The 19,084-nt window shown below is 40.9% G+C and carries 13 protein-coding genes; 7 read left to right on the top strand and 6 right to left on the bottom strand.

The features are described 5' to 3' along the window. Positions 1–6: 6 nt before the first annotated feature. The 5 genes from AC1MCB_RS13635 to AC1MCB_RS13615 all read right to left on the bottom strand — a co-directional run bounded on the left by AC1MCB_RS13635 (position 7) and on the right by AC1MCB_RS13615 (position 7,047). The gene (locus tag AC1MCB_RS13635; RefSeq protein ID WP_479965260.1) at positions 7–885 is read right to left on the bottom strand and encodes an N-acetylglucosamine kinase; all 879 of its coding nucleotides are present in this window, start codon (positions 883–885) and stop codon (positions 7–9) included. Positions 886–891: 6 nt separating this feature from the next. Then, positions 892–1,284: a response regulator gene (locus AC1MCB_RS13630; protein WP_479965259.1), complete on the bottom strand. Its 393-nt coding sequence runs from the start codon at positions 1,282–1,284 to the stop codon at positions 892–894. Between the two features lie 158 nt (positions 1,285–1,442). After that, positions 1,443–2,759: a TolC family protein gene (locus AC1MCB_RS13625; RefSeq protein ID WP_479965258.1), complete on the bottom strand. Its 1,317-nt coding sequence runs from the start codon at positions 2,757–2,759 to the stop codon at positions 1,443–1,445. Positions 2,760–2,825: 66 nt separating this feature from the next. Beyond that, a complete protein-coding gene (locus tag AC1MCB_RS13620; protein WP_479965257.1) occupies positions 2,826–5,930 on the bottom strand; it encodes an efflux RND transporter permease subunit in 3,105 nt (1,034 codons plus the stop codon). Positions 5,931–5,964: 34 nt separating this feature from the next. Then, the gene (locus tag AC1MCB_RS13615; RefSeq protein WP_479965256.1) at positions 5,965–7,047 is read right to left on the bottom strand and encodes an efflux RND transporter periplasmic adaptor subunit; all 1,083 of its coding nucleotides are present in this window, start codon (positions 7,045–7,047) and stop codon (positions 5,965–5,967) included. Positions 7,048–7,543: 496 nt separating this feature from the next. On the opposite strand from AC1MCB_RS13615, the gene AC1MCB_RS13610 reads away from it, so the two are divergent. Beyond that, positions 7,544–9,340, top strand: a complete 1,797-nt coding sequence (locus AC1MCB_RS13610) for a M61 family metallopeptidase (protein WP_479965255.1) — start codon at positions 7,544–7,546, stop codon at positions 9,338–9,340. 71 nt (positions 9,341–9,411) lie between these two features. Here the strand turns inward: AC1MCB_RS13610 and AC1MCB_RS13605 are convergent, their stop codons facing one another. After that, positions 9,412–9,891 carry a hypothetical protein gene (locus AC1MCB_RS13605; RefSeq protein ID WP_479965254.1) on the bottom strand — a complete coding sequence of 160 codons (480 nt, stop codon included), beginning with the start codon at positions 9,889–9,891 and terminating at the stop codon, positions 9,412–9,414. Positions 9,892–10,098: 207 nt separating this feature from the next. Here AC1MCB_RS13605 and AC1MCB_RS13600 point away from each other — a divergent pair, with 207 nt between their 5' ends. The 6 genes from AC1MCB_RS13600 to AC1MCB_RS13575 all read left to right on the top strand — a co-directional run bounded on the left by AC1MCB_RS13600 (position 10,099) and on the right by AC1MCB_RS13575 (position 18,971). Next, entirely contained in the window at positions 10,099–11,877 is a 1,779-nt protein-coding gene (locus AC1MCB_RS13600) for an AMP-dependent synthetase/ligase (RefSeq protein WP_479965253.1), read from the top strand. A gap of 58 nt (positions 11,878–11,935) precedes the next feature. Continuing rightward, entirely contained in the window at positions 11,936–13,573 is a 1,638-nt protein-coding gene (gene ggt, locus AC1MCB_RS13595) for a gamma-glutamyltransferase (protein WP_479968740.1), read from the top strand. A gap of 806 nt (positions 13,574–14,379) precedes the next feature. Beyond that, positions 14,380–14,829, top strand: a complete 450-nt coding sequence (locus AC1MCB_RS13590) for a MarR family winged helix-turn-helix transcriptional regulator (protein WP_479965252.1) — start codon at positions 14,380–14,382, stop codon at positions 14,827–14,829. 59 nt (positions 14,830–14,888) lie between these two features. Then, complete coding sequence (locus tag AC1MCB_RS13585; RefSeq protein WP_479965251.1) at positions 14,889–17,294, top strand: 3-hydroxyacyl-CoA dehydrogenase/enoyl-CoA hydratase family protein; 2,406 nt, start codon at positions 14,889–14,891, stop codon at positions 17,292–17,294. A 55-nt stretch (positions 17,295–17,349) separates the two neighbouring features. After that, entirely contained in the window at positions 17,350–17,715 is a 366-nt protein-coding gene (locus AC1MCB_RS13580) for a four helix bundle protein (protein WP_479965250.1), read from the top strand. A gap of 80 nt (positions 17,716–17,795) precedes the next feature. Next, the gene (locus AC1MCB_RS13575) at positions 17,796–18,971 is read left to right on the top strand and encodes an acetyl-CoA C-acyltransferase (protein WP_479965249.1); all 1,176 of its coding nucleotides are present in this window, start codon (positions 17,796–17,798) and stop codon (positions 18,969–18,971) included. Positions 18,972–19,084 lie beyond the last annotated feature (113 nt).

The following is a 19,084-nucleotide window of genomic DNA, read 5'->3' as shown; positions in this document are numbered from 1 at the left end:
AACAATTTATTCTTTTTTCGCACTTACAACGTTGGTCATTTCCCTTTCGAGGATGAATTCGTTAAGTTCTTCTATCGGATGCTTGAGTATTTTACCGGTCTTAATATCGTATTCCATACATACGGAAACCAATGCATCTTGAAAGTGAAACGCAATAGAACCGATGAAATGGCAGGTTAGCTGCTTATATTGTGAGTAGGACTGTATATTAGTCTGAATAAATTCTCTAAAGCCGGCTTTTAGCAGATCGACTATGAAAGGATCAGATTTGTGTTCGCTTAGGAATTTACAAAAGGATGCCAGGTAAAAGTTAGGTGCAGGATTCTCATACACCTGCTTTATTACGGTGGCTTTATCTAAATTATACTGCCCCTTGAAGGCTTTATGAAGATGAGGAGGCAGAGTCTCGTAAAGATAGGAAGTGATCAGTTTTTTGCCGAAATATGTTCCCGAGCCTTCATCGCCAAGGATATAGCCCAATCCATGATTGCCAGGTGTGATCTTTTCTCCATCAAAATAAGTGATGTTTGAACCAGTCCCTAAAATACAGCTAAGACCTTCCTTCTTTCCACATGTGGCATAAACGGCTGCAGCCAGGTCATCCTCAACGTTAACAAACGCATTTTTGAATATCTGGGATAAAGCATTTGATACCACTTCTCTGCGATCAGGGCTGGAACAGCCTGCACCAAAAAAGTAGATTTCTGATACATCTTTTAAATGAGGCTGTATCTCAGAAGCATTTTGAAGGATCTTTATTATCCCTTTTTCAGAAAGAAAAAAGGGATTTATTCCACTGGTTCGAAATTCAAGTAAAAAACCCTGGGTACGGCTGGTTAAAATCCAGTCTGCTTTGGTAGAACCACTATCAACAACTAAAAACATTTAATATCATATATCGCATAAAACCTGGCGCGTAAGAGGCTTCCCTATGAATCTCGCTACAAGCTTGTTTGCCTTTATCTTCCTAAGATCACTCGGATCAAGCGATGAAGATAAAATATATATTTTGATTTGATCTGGTTTAAGTTCAGGAATCGCTTCTAAGGCTTTTAAAAATTCGAATCCGTTCATCTCTGGCATACGAAGATCCAGAAATATAACGTCTGGAATGCTCTTACCTGTGATCAAGCTTTCCCTCACAAACTGAATTGCAATCTTCGGATAGTCAATCACTTTAATGGTCTCAGCATAGTTGTCGCTCTGTAAAATCTTTTGATTGATCAGATTATCGATGTAACTGTCGTCAATTAGTAGAGCTGATTTATGCTTATATACTTCCATTTGCGAATTCACAGTGATTTTAAAGTTTGATCGTTATCTAGTTGTACGTAGTATTCATTTAATAGTTCTAAATTATTTAAGTGAAAATATAATTTATTTTCGAAAATTATCAACTTACGGGCGTAATTGCTTGATAGTTAGATTTTTCAAGTGAAAGTCTATTTCAAAGAAAGCGAGCCTGCTATCTGCTGTAGATTAATCTCTGCCAGCTTCGCCTGAAACTGTGCATTAGTAAACCTGGCATTCGCATCTATATAGTTTCGCTGTGCTTCCCTAAACTCTAATGGCGCCACACTACCCAGCCTGAATTTTTCAAGGGTGATATCTAAGTTTTGTTGTGCTACACTTAGGTTTTGTTGCTCCAATTTGACCAGCTCGATATTAGTTTGATAGTTTTGATAGAGCGTAGCTATCTGTGCGTTTATGTTTTGAATTAATTTTTGATACGTGAGTTTTGAATTATCAATTTGTAAATCCGCGATTCTTTCATTTTTCTTCTGCAAGAACCCGCTAAAGATGTTAATGGATGCGGTTAAACCGTAGTTCAGACCACGGCCCTGCGATTGTTGAGCAAAGCCCAGTTCTGACGTTGAACGGTTGAAGTTATAGCCGGATGTTAAATTTATATCTGGGTAACGGTTGGCCCTAACCTGCCTGAGATTCAATTCAGCAATTCGCTGGCTAATCTGCGCGCCTTGAAGTTCCGGGTTGTCATTGGTGGCAGCTTCCTGAATCTGTCCAAGGCTCAAATCTCTCTCAATAATGATCGTGTCGGCTACGGTAAAATCTGTACTGAGTTCACGGGCAAGGAGTTCATTAAGCGAAATTTTTGTATTACGAAAGATGTCAGCCTGTCGCAGTAAATTAGTGGTGTCAGTATTAAGGTCAACGGTAGCTGCCAATACCTCAAGTTTGGCTGCCTTTCCGATCTGATATCGGCTTTGAGAGTTTTTTAAGCGAATACGCGAAATGTCGAGTGCCGTACGCAAAGCTTGCAGTTGTTGGCGTTGCTGTACCAGATCGTAATAACTGGTAACAACTTGGGCAACGGTATTTTGTACCGTTAATTTGAGGTTTGACTGTTCAAGCTTATGAAATTCCTTTAACTGATCATAACGGGCGAACATCTCAAATCCATCAAATACCCTCCAGTTCAATACTGGTCCGTATGAGGTATTAGAATTCTTAGCCCCATCACGTTCCTGAACCTGACCGCTGGATAAGGTCTGCTTGGTATTGGATACTGTATTATTAGTACTAAAATTTCCGGTTACCACGGGGTACATAGCAGAGATACCTCGACTAATATCAGTTTTTGATATCTCGACACTGTTGTTTGATAACTTTATATCGTAATTGTTTTCAAGTGCTATTTGCACTGCTTCTTCAAGGCTCAGCCTTTCTTGTGCAATAGCATCGGCTGTAAATATCAAGTAAGCGGCTGTGAGTGTTAGATTGAGCAGTTTAAATTTCATTCGTTTTTCAACAAGGTAGGACGGGTAAGGCCCGGTTTCTAATGATTAATGATTACAATCGTTGAATTAAACTAACTCAGCGATAGGGCTCTTTTGAGGTTCTTTCTCTTCAAACTCGGGTTGATGCTTGTGTGCACGTGACCATAATGAATAGATTGCAGGGATTACGAACAGCGTTAATATTAATGAAAACAAAGTTCCCCCTATAATCACAATACCCATACTCATCCGGCTTTTTGCGGCCGCCCCGAATGCCATAGCTATAGGTAAAGCTCCAAGAGCAATAGCAAGGCTCGTCATTAAAATTGGACGCAAACGCGCTACTGAGGCTTGCCGGATGGCTTCCTGAACAGACTTACCTTGTTCTTTCAGTTGGTTTGCGAATTCCACAATTAGTATTCCATTCTTCGTGACCAGTCCGATGAGCATTATCGTCCCTATCTGACTAAAAATATTCCAGGTCTGGCCAAAAAGCCATAGAGACAAGAATGCCCCGGCCACTGCCATAGGAACAGTCAAAATGATGATAAATGGATCGATAAAACTTTCGAATTGAGCGGCTAGAATCAGGTAAACAAGAAGTAGTGCTAGTCCAAAAGCAAACAGAGTATTTGAGGAACTTTCCTTAAAATCCCTGGATTCGCCGCTAAGATCGGTCGAAAAACTGTCATCTAAGACTTTAGCAGCGGCATTATCCATAGCCTCTATACCGTCGCCAATACTTTTACCCGGTGCAAGCCCGGCGGATACGGTGGCTGACATAAAACGGTTGTTATGATAAAGTTGCGGCGGGGTGCTGGTTTCTTCGACCTTCACCAGATTGTCTAATTGAATAAGTTCCCCCGCAGAATTACGCACAAAAATAGAGGTAAGATCTAATGGATCATTTCGATCATTGCGGTCATACTGGCCAATTACCTGGTATTGTTTGCCATTCATATTGAAATACGCAAAACGCTGTCCGCTTAGTGCAAACTGCAGAGTTTGTGCAACGTCCAGAACTGACACACCCAGATTTTTAGCCTTCTCACGATCGATGGAAACGTTTATCTCCGGCTTATTGAACTTCAGGTTCACATCAGTCACCGAGAACGTAGGATCCTGCCCGATGGTTTCCATAAAGACTGGCAGTTTTTCGCGTAACTTTTCAAAATTGGGAGCTTGAATGATATATGATATAGGTAATCCTCCCCGGCGGTTAACTGAAATTGTAGGTTGCTGTACTACGAAGGTTTTAGCTTCCGAATACCCTTTGGTGATTCCGGTTAATTTTGCAGCTATGTCAGCCTGCGACATCTCCCGGTCGCCCGGATCTGTCAGGCGGATTCGCATGAAACCCGTATTAGCAGCTCCTGATCCGCTGAATCCTGGTGAAGTAACGGTAAGACTAGTTAACTTCTCGGGAATCGAATCTTCGACCATCTCGGTAAGTTTCAGGATAAACCGATCTGTATATTCATATGAAGCACCTTCAGGCGCGGTTACGTTAATGTTCACAGAACCACGATCATCATAAGGAGCAGTCTCTTTTTGAAGGGTTACCCAAAATATGGTAATAAGAGCAATACAGATGCCCAGAATAGGAAACGCCAGCCAACGTTTTTTAAGAAAGTCACTTAGAGATTCAGCATAGCCAGATGTCATCTTTTCAAAGTACGGTTCTGTCAGATTATAAAACTTAGTTTTCTTCTGATTGGCTTTCATCAGATAAGCGTTCAGCATTGGGGTCAGTGTTAGGGAAACAAACGCTGAGATGAGCACTGCGGCGCCTATTACCACACCGAATTCTCGGAAGAGTCGTCCCACAAAGCCCTCTAAAAATATCAATGGCAGAAATACAGCCGCCAAAGTGATAGAAATAGAGATTACCGCCATGAAAATCTCATTCGCCCCTTTGATGGCCGCTTGAATAGGGCTGTATCCTTCTTCCAGTTTCTTGAAAATATTCTCAGTTACTACGATTCCATCATCAACCACCAGACCAGTAGCCAGAACAATTGCCAGCAGAGTAAGTACATTTATTGAGAACCCGAACAGGTACATTATAAAGAAAGTGGAGATAAGGGAAACCGGTATATCTATCAGGGGTCTGAATGCAATACTCCAGTCCCGGAAAAACAAGTAAATAATTAAAATAACAAGCGTTAAGGAAATGAGAATAGTTTCGGCGACCTCAGTTACCGAACGTTTTATAAAAATCGTGTTGTCAAGTGCAATATCCAGCTTAAAGTCTTTGGGTAATTCAGTTTTCAACTGCTCATACCGTTTATAGAATTCTTTGGAAATGTCAAGATAGTTAGCACCTGGCTGCGGAACAATAGCCATTCCGATCATCGGCGTTCCCGACTCTCTTAGCATCGTTTCTTCGTTTTCAGGTCCCAGCACTGCGTTTCCAACATCCCGTAAACGGATAATGTTATCGCCGTCACTTTTGATAATTAAGTTGTTAAACTCCTCCTCGCTAGATAAATTTCCGATAGTTTTTATAGAAAGCTCAGTTGCATCTCCTGATATCTTTCCGGAAGGCAGCTCAACATTCTCCCGGTCAAGTGCGCTCTTCACATCAAGAGCAGTAAGCTTATAGGAAGCTAATTTTCCGGGATCGATCCAGATCCGCATGGCATAACGCTTTTGTCCCCAAATTTGAACCCCACTTACCCCGGGAATCGTTTGTAATCTTTGTGAAAGAACATTTTCTGCATAATCACTCAGTTCAAGCTGGTTTCTTTTATTGCTTTGAACGGTCATAGATATGATTGACTCGGAATTAGCATCTGCTTTTGATACAACCGGTAAGCCATCAATATCCTTAGGAAGTTGACGTACGGCTTGCGAAACTTTATCCCGTACATCATTTGCGGCTTCTTCAAGGTTTTTATCCAGGTTGAATTCTACGGTAATTGAACTTGAACCTTGATTACTGGATGAAGAAATGTTTTTTATGCCATCAATACTATTGATTACCTTTTCAAGCGGTTCGGTAATTTGAGATTCAATAATATCGGAATTGGCACCCGGATAGGATGTGCGAACCGACACTATCGCCGGATCGATGGAAGGATATTCTCTGACACCTAGAAATTTGAATCCAATGACCCCGAATAAAACCAGTACAAGGTTCATTACGATGGCCAGAACCGGCCTCTTTATACTGATGGTTGAAATACTCATAACAATATTTTTAATGCCTTAGGTATTAGGCGACTTAATTGTTTACAATTTTGACTTTAACAGGAACTTCAGGCTTCAATGCCATCATGCCGGTTGTTAGTACTGTATCGCCAACGTTTAAGCCCGACGTGATCAGTACGGATTTCTCAGTACGCGTGCCTGTTTCTACCATTACTTCCTTTGCCTTTCCCTTGGCGCTTACAAAAACCTTTTTACCTTTTAATACCGGAATAATAGCTTCTGTCGGAATAAGAATTGCATTGTTTAAGCTAGATAAGGGCAAGTCGATTTTAGCAAAAGATCCCGGGAGTAATTCACCTGAAGAATTATCCGCTGTTGCTTTGAGCTGGAGGGTCCGGGTTGTCATGTCAATACTTGGTTCAATGGCATAAACCTTAGCGGTGTATTTTTTTTCTGATCCGGCAACTGTGAAATTTATTTGAGTATTTAGCTTAATCTGACCGGAGTATTTTTCGGGGACAGAGAATGTAATCTTAACAGGATTTATGCTAACCAGGTTTGCAACGGTTGTACTTGGAGTCAAATATTCTCCTGAAGAGACTGCCCGCAATCCGATCTTACCACTAAAAGGTGCCCTGATCTGTGTTTTTGCTAATTGTGCCCTGTTTAGCTGTGTTTGAGATTGCAACGAGCGCAGATCAGCAAGTGCCACATCATACTCTTCCTTACTAATGGCTTCTTTTTTAAGCAATTCTCCTGCTCTGTATTCAGTTTCAGCTGCTAGTTTTTGTTTGGTTAAAGCCTGGGAGAGTTGAGCCTGTAATTCCTGATCATTTATTTTTAATAACAATTGACCTTTGCTAACGTTAGCCCCTTCCTTAAAATAAATACCTGTAACAAGGCCGGAAACTTCACTCCGAATCTGCACCTGTTCGTTTGCTTCAATTGATCCGGAAACAGCCAAGGCATTGTTGAAATTTTCTGTTCTGACCACGATACCTTCCACATTTGTAGGAGGCACAGGGCCACCCTTACCAGGGCCACCTGCACCAGGACCACCTGCCGCCTTACTACCACTGCTTTGTGTGAGGCGATAAATAACCAATGATGTTAGTAATACGGCTAAGGTGATAAAAAAAATGTGTTTGGTTTTCATTTCGCTTGGTCTACTGTTTCTTAAACTTTATTATAATTCCGGAATTACCTTCTACTGCTTAACTTGTTCTGTATGGCCCGCGATGTTTGATACCAACTAACTTATCGCATTCATTAGCAACGGCGATTTAGTCTGCTAAAGTAAGCTTTGCTAATACTCCGCCAGTCTTTTTCAATTCGTTTTGCGTGAATGGACCCCTACATGTTAGATAATTCGGTATGAAAGTCATGTACAACTTATACACATAAATTAATTTCATCCTACCTCGTTGATCTAGATTATCATTGTAACAACTATCAGTTTTGGAACCTCTTTCATTAAAGAACCTCCACATTTATTTCTACTGAGAGGGCTAATTGCTTAGTCATAACTTTGCAGTGTAAATCTAATTTAGTTAAATATAAAACAGTTGTGTGTAGCAACTATTTTACACCCTTAAACACACACTGATTTTGGGGAGAATTTTTAAAAATTACTTTTGTTAAAAAAGATACGCATGAAATACGCATTAAAATTTTTAATCTTAGCTGTTATTATGTCAACAACCAACACTTTGGTAAGCGCTCAGAGTAAAATTGCTTTTAAAGTTTCCTTTACGGAACCACAAGCTCATTATGTAGATATTGAGATGGAAATGTCCGGAAATAAAAAGGAGCAGGTTGAAGTAAAAATGCCGGTTTGGGCACCCGGTTCATATCTGATAAGAGAATTCGCAAAAAATGTTGAGGATCTAAAAGCAACGGGTACTAGTGGAGCCAGCCTGCCTGTTAAAAAAGTAAATAAAAATACCTGGCAAATCAACACTGGTAAAGCCGACAGGTTTAAAGTTAACTATCGGGTTTATGCTTTCGAAGTATCAGTACGAACTAGTTTTGTGGACGCATCTCATGCTTTTTTATCAACTACCGGCATCTTTATGTATCCCAAAGGAGATATTAATCAACCTTCTACGATTACAATTAATCCTATTAAAGGATGGAATAAAATTTCCACAGGTTTAAAAAGCCTTAATGGTAAAGCGAATACTTTTTATGCTCCTAACTTTGATATTTTGTACGATTCACCTATAGAAATAGGAACACAGGATGTCTTTGAATTTACAGCTTCGGGGGTAAAGCATGAAGTAGCTATGGTCGGCGGAGGTAATTACGATAAGGAGCGTCTCAAAAGAGACATGGCTAAGGTTGTTGAAGAATCGACTCGCGTTTTCGGCGAAAATCCGAATAAACGATATGTATTTATTGTACACAACTATAGCTCAGGCGGTGGGGGATTGGAGCATCTTAATTCGACCGTTCTAGGTGCATCGAGGTTTGGCTATAACAATGAAAACACTTATAAAAATTTTCTCTCATTAGTAGCCCACGAATACTTTCATGTGTGGAATGTTAAGCGCCTTCGTCCAGTGGCATTGGGACCATTCGATTACGATTCTGAAAACTACACTAGCGATTTGTGGATTGCCGAAGGTTTTACAGCGTATTATGATAACCTAATTATTCGCAGGGCAAACTTTCACAGTCCTGAGAGATATCTTGATGTTGTCGCTAAAGAAATAAACCTCGTTGAAAATCAACCAGGAAATCGGGTTCAGCCTGTTGCTGAAGCCAGCTTTGATGCATGGATAAAACAGTATCGTCCAAATGAGAATTCGAAAAATTCAGGTATTTCTTATTATAACAAGGGTGCTCTTATTGCGTTGGTTATGGACCTTGAAATTATTAATGCAACCAAAGGAGAAAAGAGCCTGGACAATCTTATGAAGGAGATGTACAATGCTTTTTACAAGAAGGACAATCGAGGCTATACTGATGGTGAATTTAAAGCTATGGCTGAAAAAATCGCCGGAAAGCCATTTGACAATATTTACAAGGACTACGTAAATGGTACTAAAGCTATCGACTATATGCAATTTTTAGGCTACGCAGGTTTATCCCTGGAAAATACAGCCGATGGTCAAAATGAACCATTCTTAGGAGTGACAACTTCTAGTGATGATGGTAAGGTCACGATAACAAATGTTTCCCGAAGTAGTGCTGCATGGGTCGGCGGATTAAATGTAAACGACGAGTTACTGGGAATTGACGGTTTTCGAATAAATGATGTGGATAGGGTAATAGCACAAAAGAAAGTAGGTGATAAGATAACTGTTTTAGTTAGTCGGGATGGAATACTTAAGAATATCGAGGTTATCTTGTTAAAGAATCCTATGGTTAAATATATCATAACCCCTATGGAGAATCCAACTGCGATGCAACTGAAGGTTCGAAGCAAGTGGTTAGGTCTTGAATAAATTATCGACTTTTATAAAAAGAAAAGGCTACCCGATTTTGAGTAGCCTTTTCTGCTTTAAAACGATTGATATTAGAAAGTAAACCGAATAGATAATCCGAAACCTTCAGCGTCAAATTCCGTGTTAGGAGTAACTTCAATTGCAGGTTTCCAGTCTAGTGCGAGGTTAATTGGCGCCCCATCAAATTTATAATCCAGACCTAAAACACCGTCAATACTAACTAATAAATCACTATTGTCATTTGATTTAAATTTTCTGGAGCCAACAGTCGCACCCGGACCATAGTACCATCTCAAACCTGGAGCATTGTTGATGTTGTTATGAATCTCATACAACCCAGTGAAACGAAAAGTTGAATAATTGTTGTTTGAACGGAAATTCAGAATAAAATCTAATGCCCTGTCACCAGAGATAAAAGTTTTATAAGTGATTCCATTAGCCGTACCAAGGCGGCCACCTATCGCATTTTTATAAGTTTGCTGAGCTTGAGATTCGGTTTGAGCAAACAAAATGATGCCTGCGGTTAAACAAAGTAAAAGTATTTTTTTCATAATTTAATTTTCAGCGGTTTTTCAATAACGGTGCCAGAGAGGCATTACCAGCGCTATAAATTCGGTTTAGCTACCGAATTGGGAGTTAACGTAGTGTATATCAGCAGTTACCGCGAACTGCGCTTTTGCCTGACATTTGTCAAACATGTCAGATTTGGCTGCCACCTTATTTTTAATTAATTTGCTATCCAATAATTTATATTCACTATGTCAGTAACCCGCATTTTTGATCTTTTAGACCACTGCCATAAAAATTTCCAGAAAGAGGATTTATTTGCAGGTAAGCAGAAGGGTGTTTGGCGGCGTTATTCTACTGAAGAATTTTTAGAGGTATCCGATCATTTAAGCAGGGGTTTAATTGCCCTCGGAATCAAAAAAGATGAAAAAGTAGCGGTCATGGCTAACAATTGCCCTGAATGGAACCTTTGTGATTTCGGAATTATGCAAACCGGGGCCACCCAAGTTCCAATGTATCCGACGCTTGCCGAAAATGATGTTAGTTACATCTTGAAGGATGCGGAGATCAAAATTGCCTTTGTATCAGATGAGCTTTTATTTGAAAAGCTGAACAAAGCCAGAATAAGCATTGGAAGCAATCTGAAAATATATACTATCCAGGAAGTTGTTGGCGTCGCTAACTGGCAGGAAGTGATTGAACTAGGCAAAGAAAACAATCAAATAAACCTGGACACCTTCCGGGATCAGGTTAAACCGGATGATATTCTAACGCTTATTTATACTTCGGGAACCACCGGTACTCCGAAGGGAGTAATGCTCACACACAATAACCTCGTTTCAAACGTTCTTAATTCTTCTGTCATGTACCCCGATGGGTTTGAAAAAGCGCTGAGCTTTCTGCCTCTGTCGCATATTTTTGAGCGGATGGTAGTATACATGTATCTCTACATAGGCGCATCGGTGTATTATGCTGAGAGTATGGAAACTATTGTATCGGATATAAATGATGTAAAGCCGCACGGTTTTACCACCGTTCCCCGGCTGCTTGAAAAGGTTTATGACCGAATTGTGGCCAAAGGAGCCGAATTGACAGGCTTCAAACGTAAGTTGTTTTTCTGGGCATTAGATCTCGGCCTTAAATACGAATTAGAAGGGAAAAACGGTCCTTTGTATGAACTCAAACTCTCTATTGCCAATAAATTAATATTTAGTAAGTGGCGGGCAGCCCTCGGAGGAAACATACTCGCTCTGGTATCTGGTGGTGCAGCTCTTCAGCCCAGGCTCGCAAGAGTATTTTGGGCCGCTAAAATGCCTGTTTTGGAAGGATATGGACTTACTGAAACTTCGCCCGTGATTACGGTAAATGGCCTGAAAAAGGGTGAGACCATGTTTGGCACCGTAGGTAAAGCAATTAAGGATGTACAGGTCAAGATTGCCGCGGATGGCGAAATTTTGTGCAAAGGTCCAAACGTGATGAAAGGTTATTATAACCGACCGGATCTTACAGCAGAAGTTATCGACGAAGAGGGATTCTTTCATACGGGAGACATCGGCGAACTGATTGAAGGAAAATATCTTCGTATAACTGATCGTAAAAAAGAGATCTTCAAGACCGCGGGAGGAAAGTATGTTGCACCGCAAGTACTTGAAAACAAGTTCAAAGAATCAATCTTCATCGAGCAGGTGATGGTTCTGGGTGAGAATGAACGGTTTCCATCGGCCCTCATAGTCCCATCGTTTCAAACCTTAAAAGATTGGTGTGTAAAATTGGATATTCCGTATACTTCTAATGCTGAAATAATTAGGAATAAGCAAGTGATCAAAAAGATTTATGAGGAAGTAGATCGTTATAACCAGGATTTCGGAAAGTGGGAACGAGTTAAGAAAATTGAACTACTTCCGATTGAATGGAGTATTGAAGGGGGTGAAATGACTCCTAAACTAAGTTTAAAGCGTAAGTTTATCCTCGATAAAAACAAAGTACTAATTGAAAAGATTTACAAGAATTCCGAACAGGTCGAAATTTAGATCGTTATACAGTTTACTAACGTTTACACTTTCTGTAACTGTTTTATTTTCCTCTTGCCTGAGCGGGCAACTAGGCAAGAATAATAGTGGTGAATATAAAAAGGGGATGGTTGTTACGGCTCATCCTCTGGCCTCCAAAGTAGGACTGGATATTCTTAAGAAAGGTGGAAATGCTGTTGATGCCGCTGTAGCGGTTCAATTTGCCCTGGCAGTTGTTTACCCCAACGCGGGAAATCTGGGTGGCGGGGGATTCCTGGTTTATCGTTCTGCATCTGGTGAGGTGAGTACTCTTGACTTCAGAGAAAAAGCCCCCGCTGCAGCAAGCCGAAATATGTATTTAGATTCATTGGGCAACCCAATAACTGATAAAAGTCTTTACGGACAGTTAGCTGCCGGAGTTCCCGGAAGTGTGGATGGAATGGTGAAGGCTCATCAAAAATATGGAAAACTAAGTTGGGCAAAAGTGGTGCAACCTTCTATAGATCTTGCACAGAACGGGTATGCATTAACGGAGAAGCAGGCCCGGGAAATTAACTCAAATCAGGCCGACTTCCTTAAATATAATCCTGGTAAAGGATATTATATTAAGAGCGACCAATGGAAAGCAGGCGATCTGGTGTCCCAACTAGATTTAGCGAACACCCTTACACAGATAAGAGACAAAGGCAGAGATGGGTTCTACAGTGGAGAGATTGCCGCTTTCATTGAAGCAGAAATGAAAGCGGGAGGGGGAGTGATCAGCGCAGAGGATCTGAAGAATTATCAGGCTGTATGGAGAAAACCAATCGTTGGAAATTACAAAGACTATAAAATCATCACGATGCCTCCACCCTCAAGTGGTGGCATAGCTCTAATGCAATTACTTAAATCGGTTGAGCCTTATCCTCTAAAGCGCTGGGGCTTTAATTCAGATTCCACTGTGCAGCTTTTAGTTGAGGCTGAGCGACGGGTATATGCTGACAGAGCCACTCATTTGGGGGATCCTGATTTTTACTCAGTGCCTCAGCCCCAGTTGCTGGAAAGCTCCTATTCGAAGTTGCGAATGAAAGATTTGAACTGGAATCAGGCTACGCTGAGTTCTGATGTTAAGGCAGGGAATGTAAATGTGGGCGAAAGTGAGGAAACTACCCATTTTTCAATAGTCGACCGTCAGGGGAATGCAGTATCTGTAACTACTACACTAAATGGGTCTTATGGTTCAATGGTTTTTGTTAAAGGTGCTGGCTTCCTGCTCAATAATGAGATGGACGATTTTTCCGTAAAGCCGGGAACTCCCAATATGTATGGCTTGGTTGGCGGAGAAGCTAATTCAATCCTTCCCAATAAACGTATGTTAAGCTCGATGACGCCGACCATAGTTGAAAAAGATGGCGACTTGTTCATGGTTGTTGGTACCCCCGGAGGTTCCACTATAATAACGTCAGTCTTTCAGACAATCCTGAACGTAATCGAGTTCGATAAAGGAATGCAGGCAGCAGTGAATGCCAGGAAATTTCATCACCAGTGGCTTCCTGATGAAGTTGTTGTCGAAAAAGAAGCATTGGATAGTCTCACCAAAAATAATCTCGAACGAAAAGGATACAAACTGAGAGAGCGTGGACCGATCGGTCGTGTGGATGCAATACTAAAAACTAAATGGGGATATTACCAGGGTGGAGCTGATCCCCGTGGCGACGATACTGCTCTCGGCTGGTAGTTTAAATATTCTCTTTGTTGAGAAAGAGAGCTTTCAAAAGTTGCTTCCAAGACTTTCTAATTGGCTATACCCCACTTAAAATTACGGGCAAAGCCTTGTACCTCTTATATACATTAAAGTTGTTTGGTAATCAATATAAGACAACAGGAGTTCGATTAACTAATTGTATTGGGCCGAATCACACTAATAATGGATCTAATTATCACCTGCAACTGCCGGTTAGTAATCATTGCGCAAAAAAAAATCCGGGCTAATAAGCCCGGAAGGTTGAGAGACGTTCCAAATTTTAGTGATCTGGAAAATATGGTATCAGTCTAAAGAGATGTTTATTTGTTAAGGATACTTATGTCTACCAGCTGAATTACAAGAATTGTGGTAGAAATAATTCCTAAAAAAGAAATGATTACATCTTTTGATGTCAACTCATTTTTCAGCAAACGTGAAGTAAAACTTTTCATGACGATTTAGTTTAATGTTGTTCTATCAAGGAATAGGCAACAACTGTGCAAAATCAACAAAGCTTTCTTCTATGATTTCTGTTTATTGCTTGGATATATCCAAATCGGCAATTATAAATTTTACCTGTAATTTTAATCTTTCCAGATCGCTAATTTTTATGTGGAAATTAATGCCCTAACTTCGTTATTGGGGAATAATTTCCACATAAACTTCTCTGATCAAAGCTTTCATTTCCCACCTAAAACCTCACCCACATACATGTGAAACTTGCAAGCGTTTTTAATTTAAATATGCTTGCATAATACTTTTGGATTATGCATATTTGTTATGCAAGCATAGTATGTTTAATGAAACAAGAAGAGACGGTAGATTATTCCTTAAAAATCGTTTGGCAAAGTGTTGCTAATAAATACAATCAAATTGCCTCTGGGTATGGAATAACGCAGGCTTTAGGGTATATGCTGATCAATATTCAGGAAGAGGGTACTGCTGTTTCTCAGATAGCTGCGTTAATGGGTGTAAAATCAACCAGCCTATCGAGAACTTTAAATAGTATGGAAAAGTTGGGCTTGGTTTACAGGCAAGCAGATGAGGTTGATAAGCGATCAGTTAAGATTTTCTTAACCGTATTGGGTAAACAGAAGAAGCAGGTTGCCAAAGATGTGGTTCGTAAATTTAATGAATATCTAAATGCACACATCGATGAGGATGATCGTCGTCAATTGACTGCTATATTAAATAAAATAAACAAGTTAACATTAGAATATAATCCGACGCAAAGAGGCAAAGGCAGATAAGAAAAGGTAGTAATATCAGACACATTAACGCTTTAGGGATTTTCAAACATTAAATAATTATGAGACGCGCTATCAAAAAAGTTGCAGTTCTGGGTTCAGGCATTATGGGATCACGTATAGCATGCCACTTTGCAAATATAGGGGTTGAAGTTTTGCTGCTTGATATTCTACCTAAAGAATTAACTCCGGATGAACAGGCCAAAGGTCTCTCCCTTGAAGGCAAAGCGGTTCGGAATCGAATCGTTAATACAGCACTTGAAACCGCTATAAAATCAAATCCATCTCCTGTTTTCTCTAAGAAGGTGGTGACCAGAATAACGACCGGCAACTTTGATGACAATATGAAGGATATTTCTTCGTGTGATTGGACTATTGAAGTTGTCGTTGAACGTTTAGATATTAAAAAATCAATTTATGATCTGGTAGAGCAATACCGCAAACCAGGAACACTAATCACGTCAAATACATCCGGTATTCCAATCCATTTAATGACCGAAGGTCGTACGGACGACTTTAAGTCTCATTTCTGTGGAACTCACTTTTTCAATCCGCCCCGGTATTTAAGATTGTTGGAAATTATTCCAACTCCTGAGACGAATCAGGAAGTCGTAGATTTTCTGATGAACTATGGTGATAAATTCCTTGGCAAGACTACCGTATTATGTAAGGATACACCTGCATTTATTGCCAACCGCGTTGGGGTTTATTCTATTATGTCGCTTTTGCACCTTGTAGAAAAAATGGACCTGACCGTAGAAGAGGTTGACAAGTTTACCGGACCCGCACTAGGGCGCCCTAAGTCCGCTACGTTTAGAACTACGGACGTTGTGGGCCTCGATACTATGATCAATGTTGCTGGGGGACTCTATCAAAACCTGCCTGATGATAAATCTCACAATCTGTTTAACCTGCCTTCGTATGTTGAGAAAATGCAAGAGAACAAATGGTTGGGTGATAAAACCCAGCAGGGATTCTATAAGAAAGTAAAAGGCAGTAATGGTCAAAGTGAAATTTTATCACTCGATCTCAAAACTTTTGAATATAAGCCTCAGCAAGAGGTCAAATCAACAACGCTGGAAGCAACCAAGCCCATAGATGACCTAAGGGAACGAATGAAAGTTTTCGCGAAGGGAACCGACAAGGCGGGAGAATTCTTTCGCATTTCATTCTCTGGCTTATTTGAGTATGTGTCTGACCGTATCCCGGAAATTTCGGATGAACTTTATCGCATCGATGATGCCATGCGTGCCGGTTTTGGATGGGAGTTAGGCCCTTTTGAAGTTTGGGATGCCATCGGCGTGAAGGAATCGATAGAAGAGATGGGGAAACACGGTAAAGAACCGGCTTCGTGGGTAACCGAAATGTTAGGTGCGGGATTCAACTCCTTTTACACTGTGGAGAATGGTGTTAAGAAATATTACGATATTCCCTCGAAAACCTATAAACCAGTACCTGGTAGAGACGCGTTAATCATTCTGAATAACATACGTGGAACTAACACAGTCTGGAAGAACTCTGGAACTACTATAACAGACCTGGGTGACGGCATTTTGAACCTTGAGTTTCATACCAAGATGAACACCATCGGAGGAGAGGTGATACAAGGATTGAATAAAGCGATAGATCTTGCAGAAAAGGATTACCGGGGTCTGGTGATAGGTAATGACGGCGCAAACTTTTCTGCAGGCGCTAACATCGGGATGATTTTCATGGCTGCCATAGAACAAGACTGGGATGAAATAAATATTGCAATAAAAATGTTCCAAAATGCGATGATGCGGGTACGCTATTCTTCCATTCCCGTAGTTGCTGCGGCTCATAATTTAACTCTTGGCGGAGGCTGCGAATTATGTCTGCATGCCGACCATGTACAAGCAAATGCTGAAACCTACATGGGGCTGGTCGAGTTTGGTGTCGGCCTGATCCCTGGTGGTGGGGGTACTAAAGAATTTGCCCTGCGGGTGTCGGATGAATTTAGGGATGGCCAAATCGAACAAAACGCGCTGAAGGATCGCTTTTTAACCATCGGCATGGCCAAAGTATCCACTTCAGCAGTAGAAGCCTTCGAACTCGGATATCTTGAAAAAGATAAATACAGTATCACCATGAATCGCAGCCGGCTGATTTCTGATGCAAAAGAGAAGGCGGTTGAATTAGCCGATATGGGCTACACCAAACCCGTCCCACGAAAGGATATTAGGGTACTTGGAAAAAGTGGTCTGGGCATTGTCTACGCCGGAGCTAATTCGATGTTCGCTGGTAACTACATCTCAGAACATGATAAAAAGATCTCAGAAAAACTGGGCTATGTAATGTGCGGCGGTGACCTGTCAGCACCGACCCTGGTATCAGAGCAATATCTTTTAGACCTGGAACGTGAAGCCTTTCTGTCGCTTTGCGCAGAAAAGAAAACCCTGGAGCGGATACAGAGCATTTTGACAAAGGGAAAGCCATTGAGGAATTAATAGATAGATTTTAGATATGCGATATTAGATTTGAGAATGCTAAATCCTGCAAGCAATGAATAATTTAAAGGAGTTGAAAATTTGGAATAAAGCTATTGATCTGGCAGTCGATGTCTACACGGCTACCTCTGCTTTTCCTTTAGACGAACGATTTGGGTTAACGAGTCAGACTCGACGTGCAGCAGTTTCAATCTCATCCAATATCGCTGAAGGCGCTGGTAGAAATTCACCAAAAGAGTTTAACAACTTCATGGGTATTGCTAACAGATCATCATACGAGTTACAAACACAGCTAATGATTGCTTGTAGACTAAACCTGATATCAAATCAGGTTTTAGATCCTCTGCTGTTGCAGATTGACGAGATACAAAAAATGACTTATGCATTTCAGAAAATGCTCAAAACCAAAGTAGAACAATAGATTATTCATATAAGTTACATTCCAGTCTAATATCGCATATCTAATCTCTCAAGTCTCAAATCTCATATCTCAATACCAATATGGAAGCATATATAATATCAGCATACCGTACCGCAGTGGGAAAAGCACCACGCGGGGTTTTTCGTTTTACCAGGGCAGATGATCTGGCGGCGGACGTTGTTAAGCACCTGGTTCAATCAGTCCCTAACCTGGATAAGGAGGAGATTGATGATGTCATTGTCGGTAACGCGACACCTGAAGGTGAGCAAGGGTTGAATGTAGCTCGCATGATCTCGTTAATGGGTTTAGATACCGACAAAGTGCCGGGTGTTACTGTAAACCGGTATTGCGCCTCGGGACTCGAGACCATCGCTATAGCTGTTGCGAAGATCCGCTCAGGTATGGCCGACTGTATTGTAGCCGGTGGAGTGGAAGTGATGTCAGGAATGCCGTTTGGTGGCTGGAAACTTGTACCTAATCCTGATGTGGCAAAAAACAACCCGGATTGGTATTGGGGCATGGGGCTCACTGCAGAAGCAGTAGCTAAAGAATATAATGTAAGTAGGACCGACCAGGACGATTTCGCATTTAATTCTCACCGGAAGGCTGTTGAGGCTATAAAGAACGGACATCTCAATGATGGAATTATACCCATCACTGTAAATGAAACCTATCTTGATGAAAACCTTAAAAAGAAAACGAAGAAGTATATCGTGGATACTGATGAAGGTCCCCGTGCAGATACTACCACAGAGAAACTAGCTAAACTAAAGCCTGTTTTTGCTGCCAATGGAGTGATTACAGCAGGCAATTCATCCCAAACCTCTGATGGAGCTGCCTTCGTTCTGGTAGTATCAGAAAACATGTTGAAAAAATTAAATGTGCAGCCAATCGCCAGGCTAGTCAGCTACGGGGTAGCCGGGGTGCCTCCGCGCATTATGGGAATAGGTCCAATTGAAGCGATTCCGCTGGCTCTAAAAAAAGCAGGAATGAAGAAGGAAGAGATTGATCTGATGGAGCTCAATGAAGCATTTGCATCACAGTCTTTAGCGATTATGCGAACCCTTGATCTTAATCCTGATATAGTAAATGTTAATGGTGGTGCAATCGCTTTAGGTCATCCTTTGGGATGTACAGGAGCAAAGTTGTCAGTGCAAATATTTAACGAATTAAAACGCCGCAATAAAAAGTACGGTATGGTGACGATGTGTGTAGGGACAGGACAGGGAGCAGCGGGGATATTTGAAATGCTTTAAAAGAGATATGAGGTTTGAGACGATAGATTTGAGTTAAATACTAGACTTAAATATGTTGAAATCAATTTAAAATACTGTAGGAATGAAATCTTAGGTCGTATATCTCATATCTA

The sequence above is a fragment of the Daejeonella sp. AP26 genome (assembly GCF_056680515.1).
The sequence above is the reverse complement of the archived record's forward strand: the minus strand, read 5'-3'. Positions and strand labels throughout refer to the sequence as shown.

Coding starts and splice junctions, on each gene's coding strand:
- AC1MCB_RS13635 (WP_479965260.1), bottom strand. CDS start 885: ATGTTTTTAGTTGTTGATAGTGGTTCTACCAAAGCAGACTGGATTTTA.
- AC1MCB_RS13630 (WP_479965259.1), bottom strand. CDS start 1,284: ATGGAAGTATATAAGCATAAATCAGCTCTACTAATTGACGACAGTTAC.
- AC1MCB_RS13625 (WP_479965258.1), bottom strand. CDS start 2,759: ATGAAATTTAAACTGCTCAATCTAACACTCACAGCCGCTTACTTGATA.
- AC1MCB_RS13620 (WP_479965257.1), bottom strand. CDS start 5,930: ATGAGTATTTCAACCATCAGTATAAAGAGGCCGGTTCTGGCCATCGTA.
- AC1MCB_RS13615 (WP_479965256.1), bottom strand. CDS start 7,047: ATGAAAACCAAACACATTTTTTTTATCACCTTAGCCGTATTACTAACA.
- AC1MCB_RS13610 (WP_479965255.1), top strand. CDS start 7,544: ATGAAATACGCATTAAAATTTTTAATCTTAGCTGTTATTATGTCAACA.
- AC1MCB_RS13605 (WP_479965254.1), bottom strand. CDS start 9,891: ATGAAAAAAATACTTTTACTTTGTTTAACCGCAGGCATCATTTTGTTT.
- AC1MCB_RS13600 (WP_479965253.1), top strand. CDS start 10,099: ATGTCAGTAACCCGCATTTTTGATCTTTTAGACCACTGCCATAAAAAT.
- AC1MCB_RS13590 (WP_479965252.1), top strand. CDS start 14,380: ATGAAACAAGAAGAGACGGTAGATTATTCCTTAAAAATCGTTTGGCAA.
- AC1MCB_RS13585 (WP_479965251.1), top strand. CDS start 14,889: ATGAGACGCGCTATCAAAAAAGTTGCAGTTCTGGGTTCAGGCATTATG.
- AC1MCB_RS13580 (WP_479965250.1), top strand. CDS start 17,350: ATGAATAATTTAAAGGAGTTGAAAATTTGGAATAAAGCTATTGATCTG.
- AC1MCB_RS13575 (WP_479965249.1), top strand. CDS start 17,796: ATGGAAGCATATATAATATCAGCATACCGTACCGCAGTGGGAAAAGCA.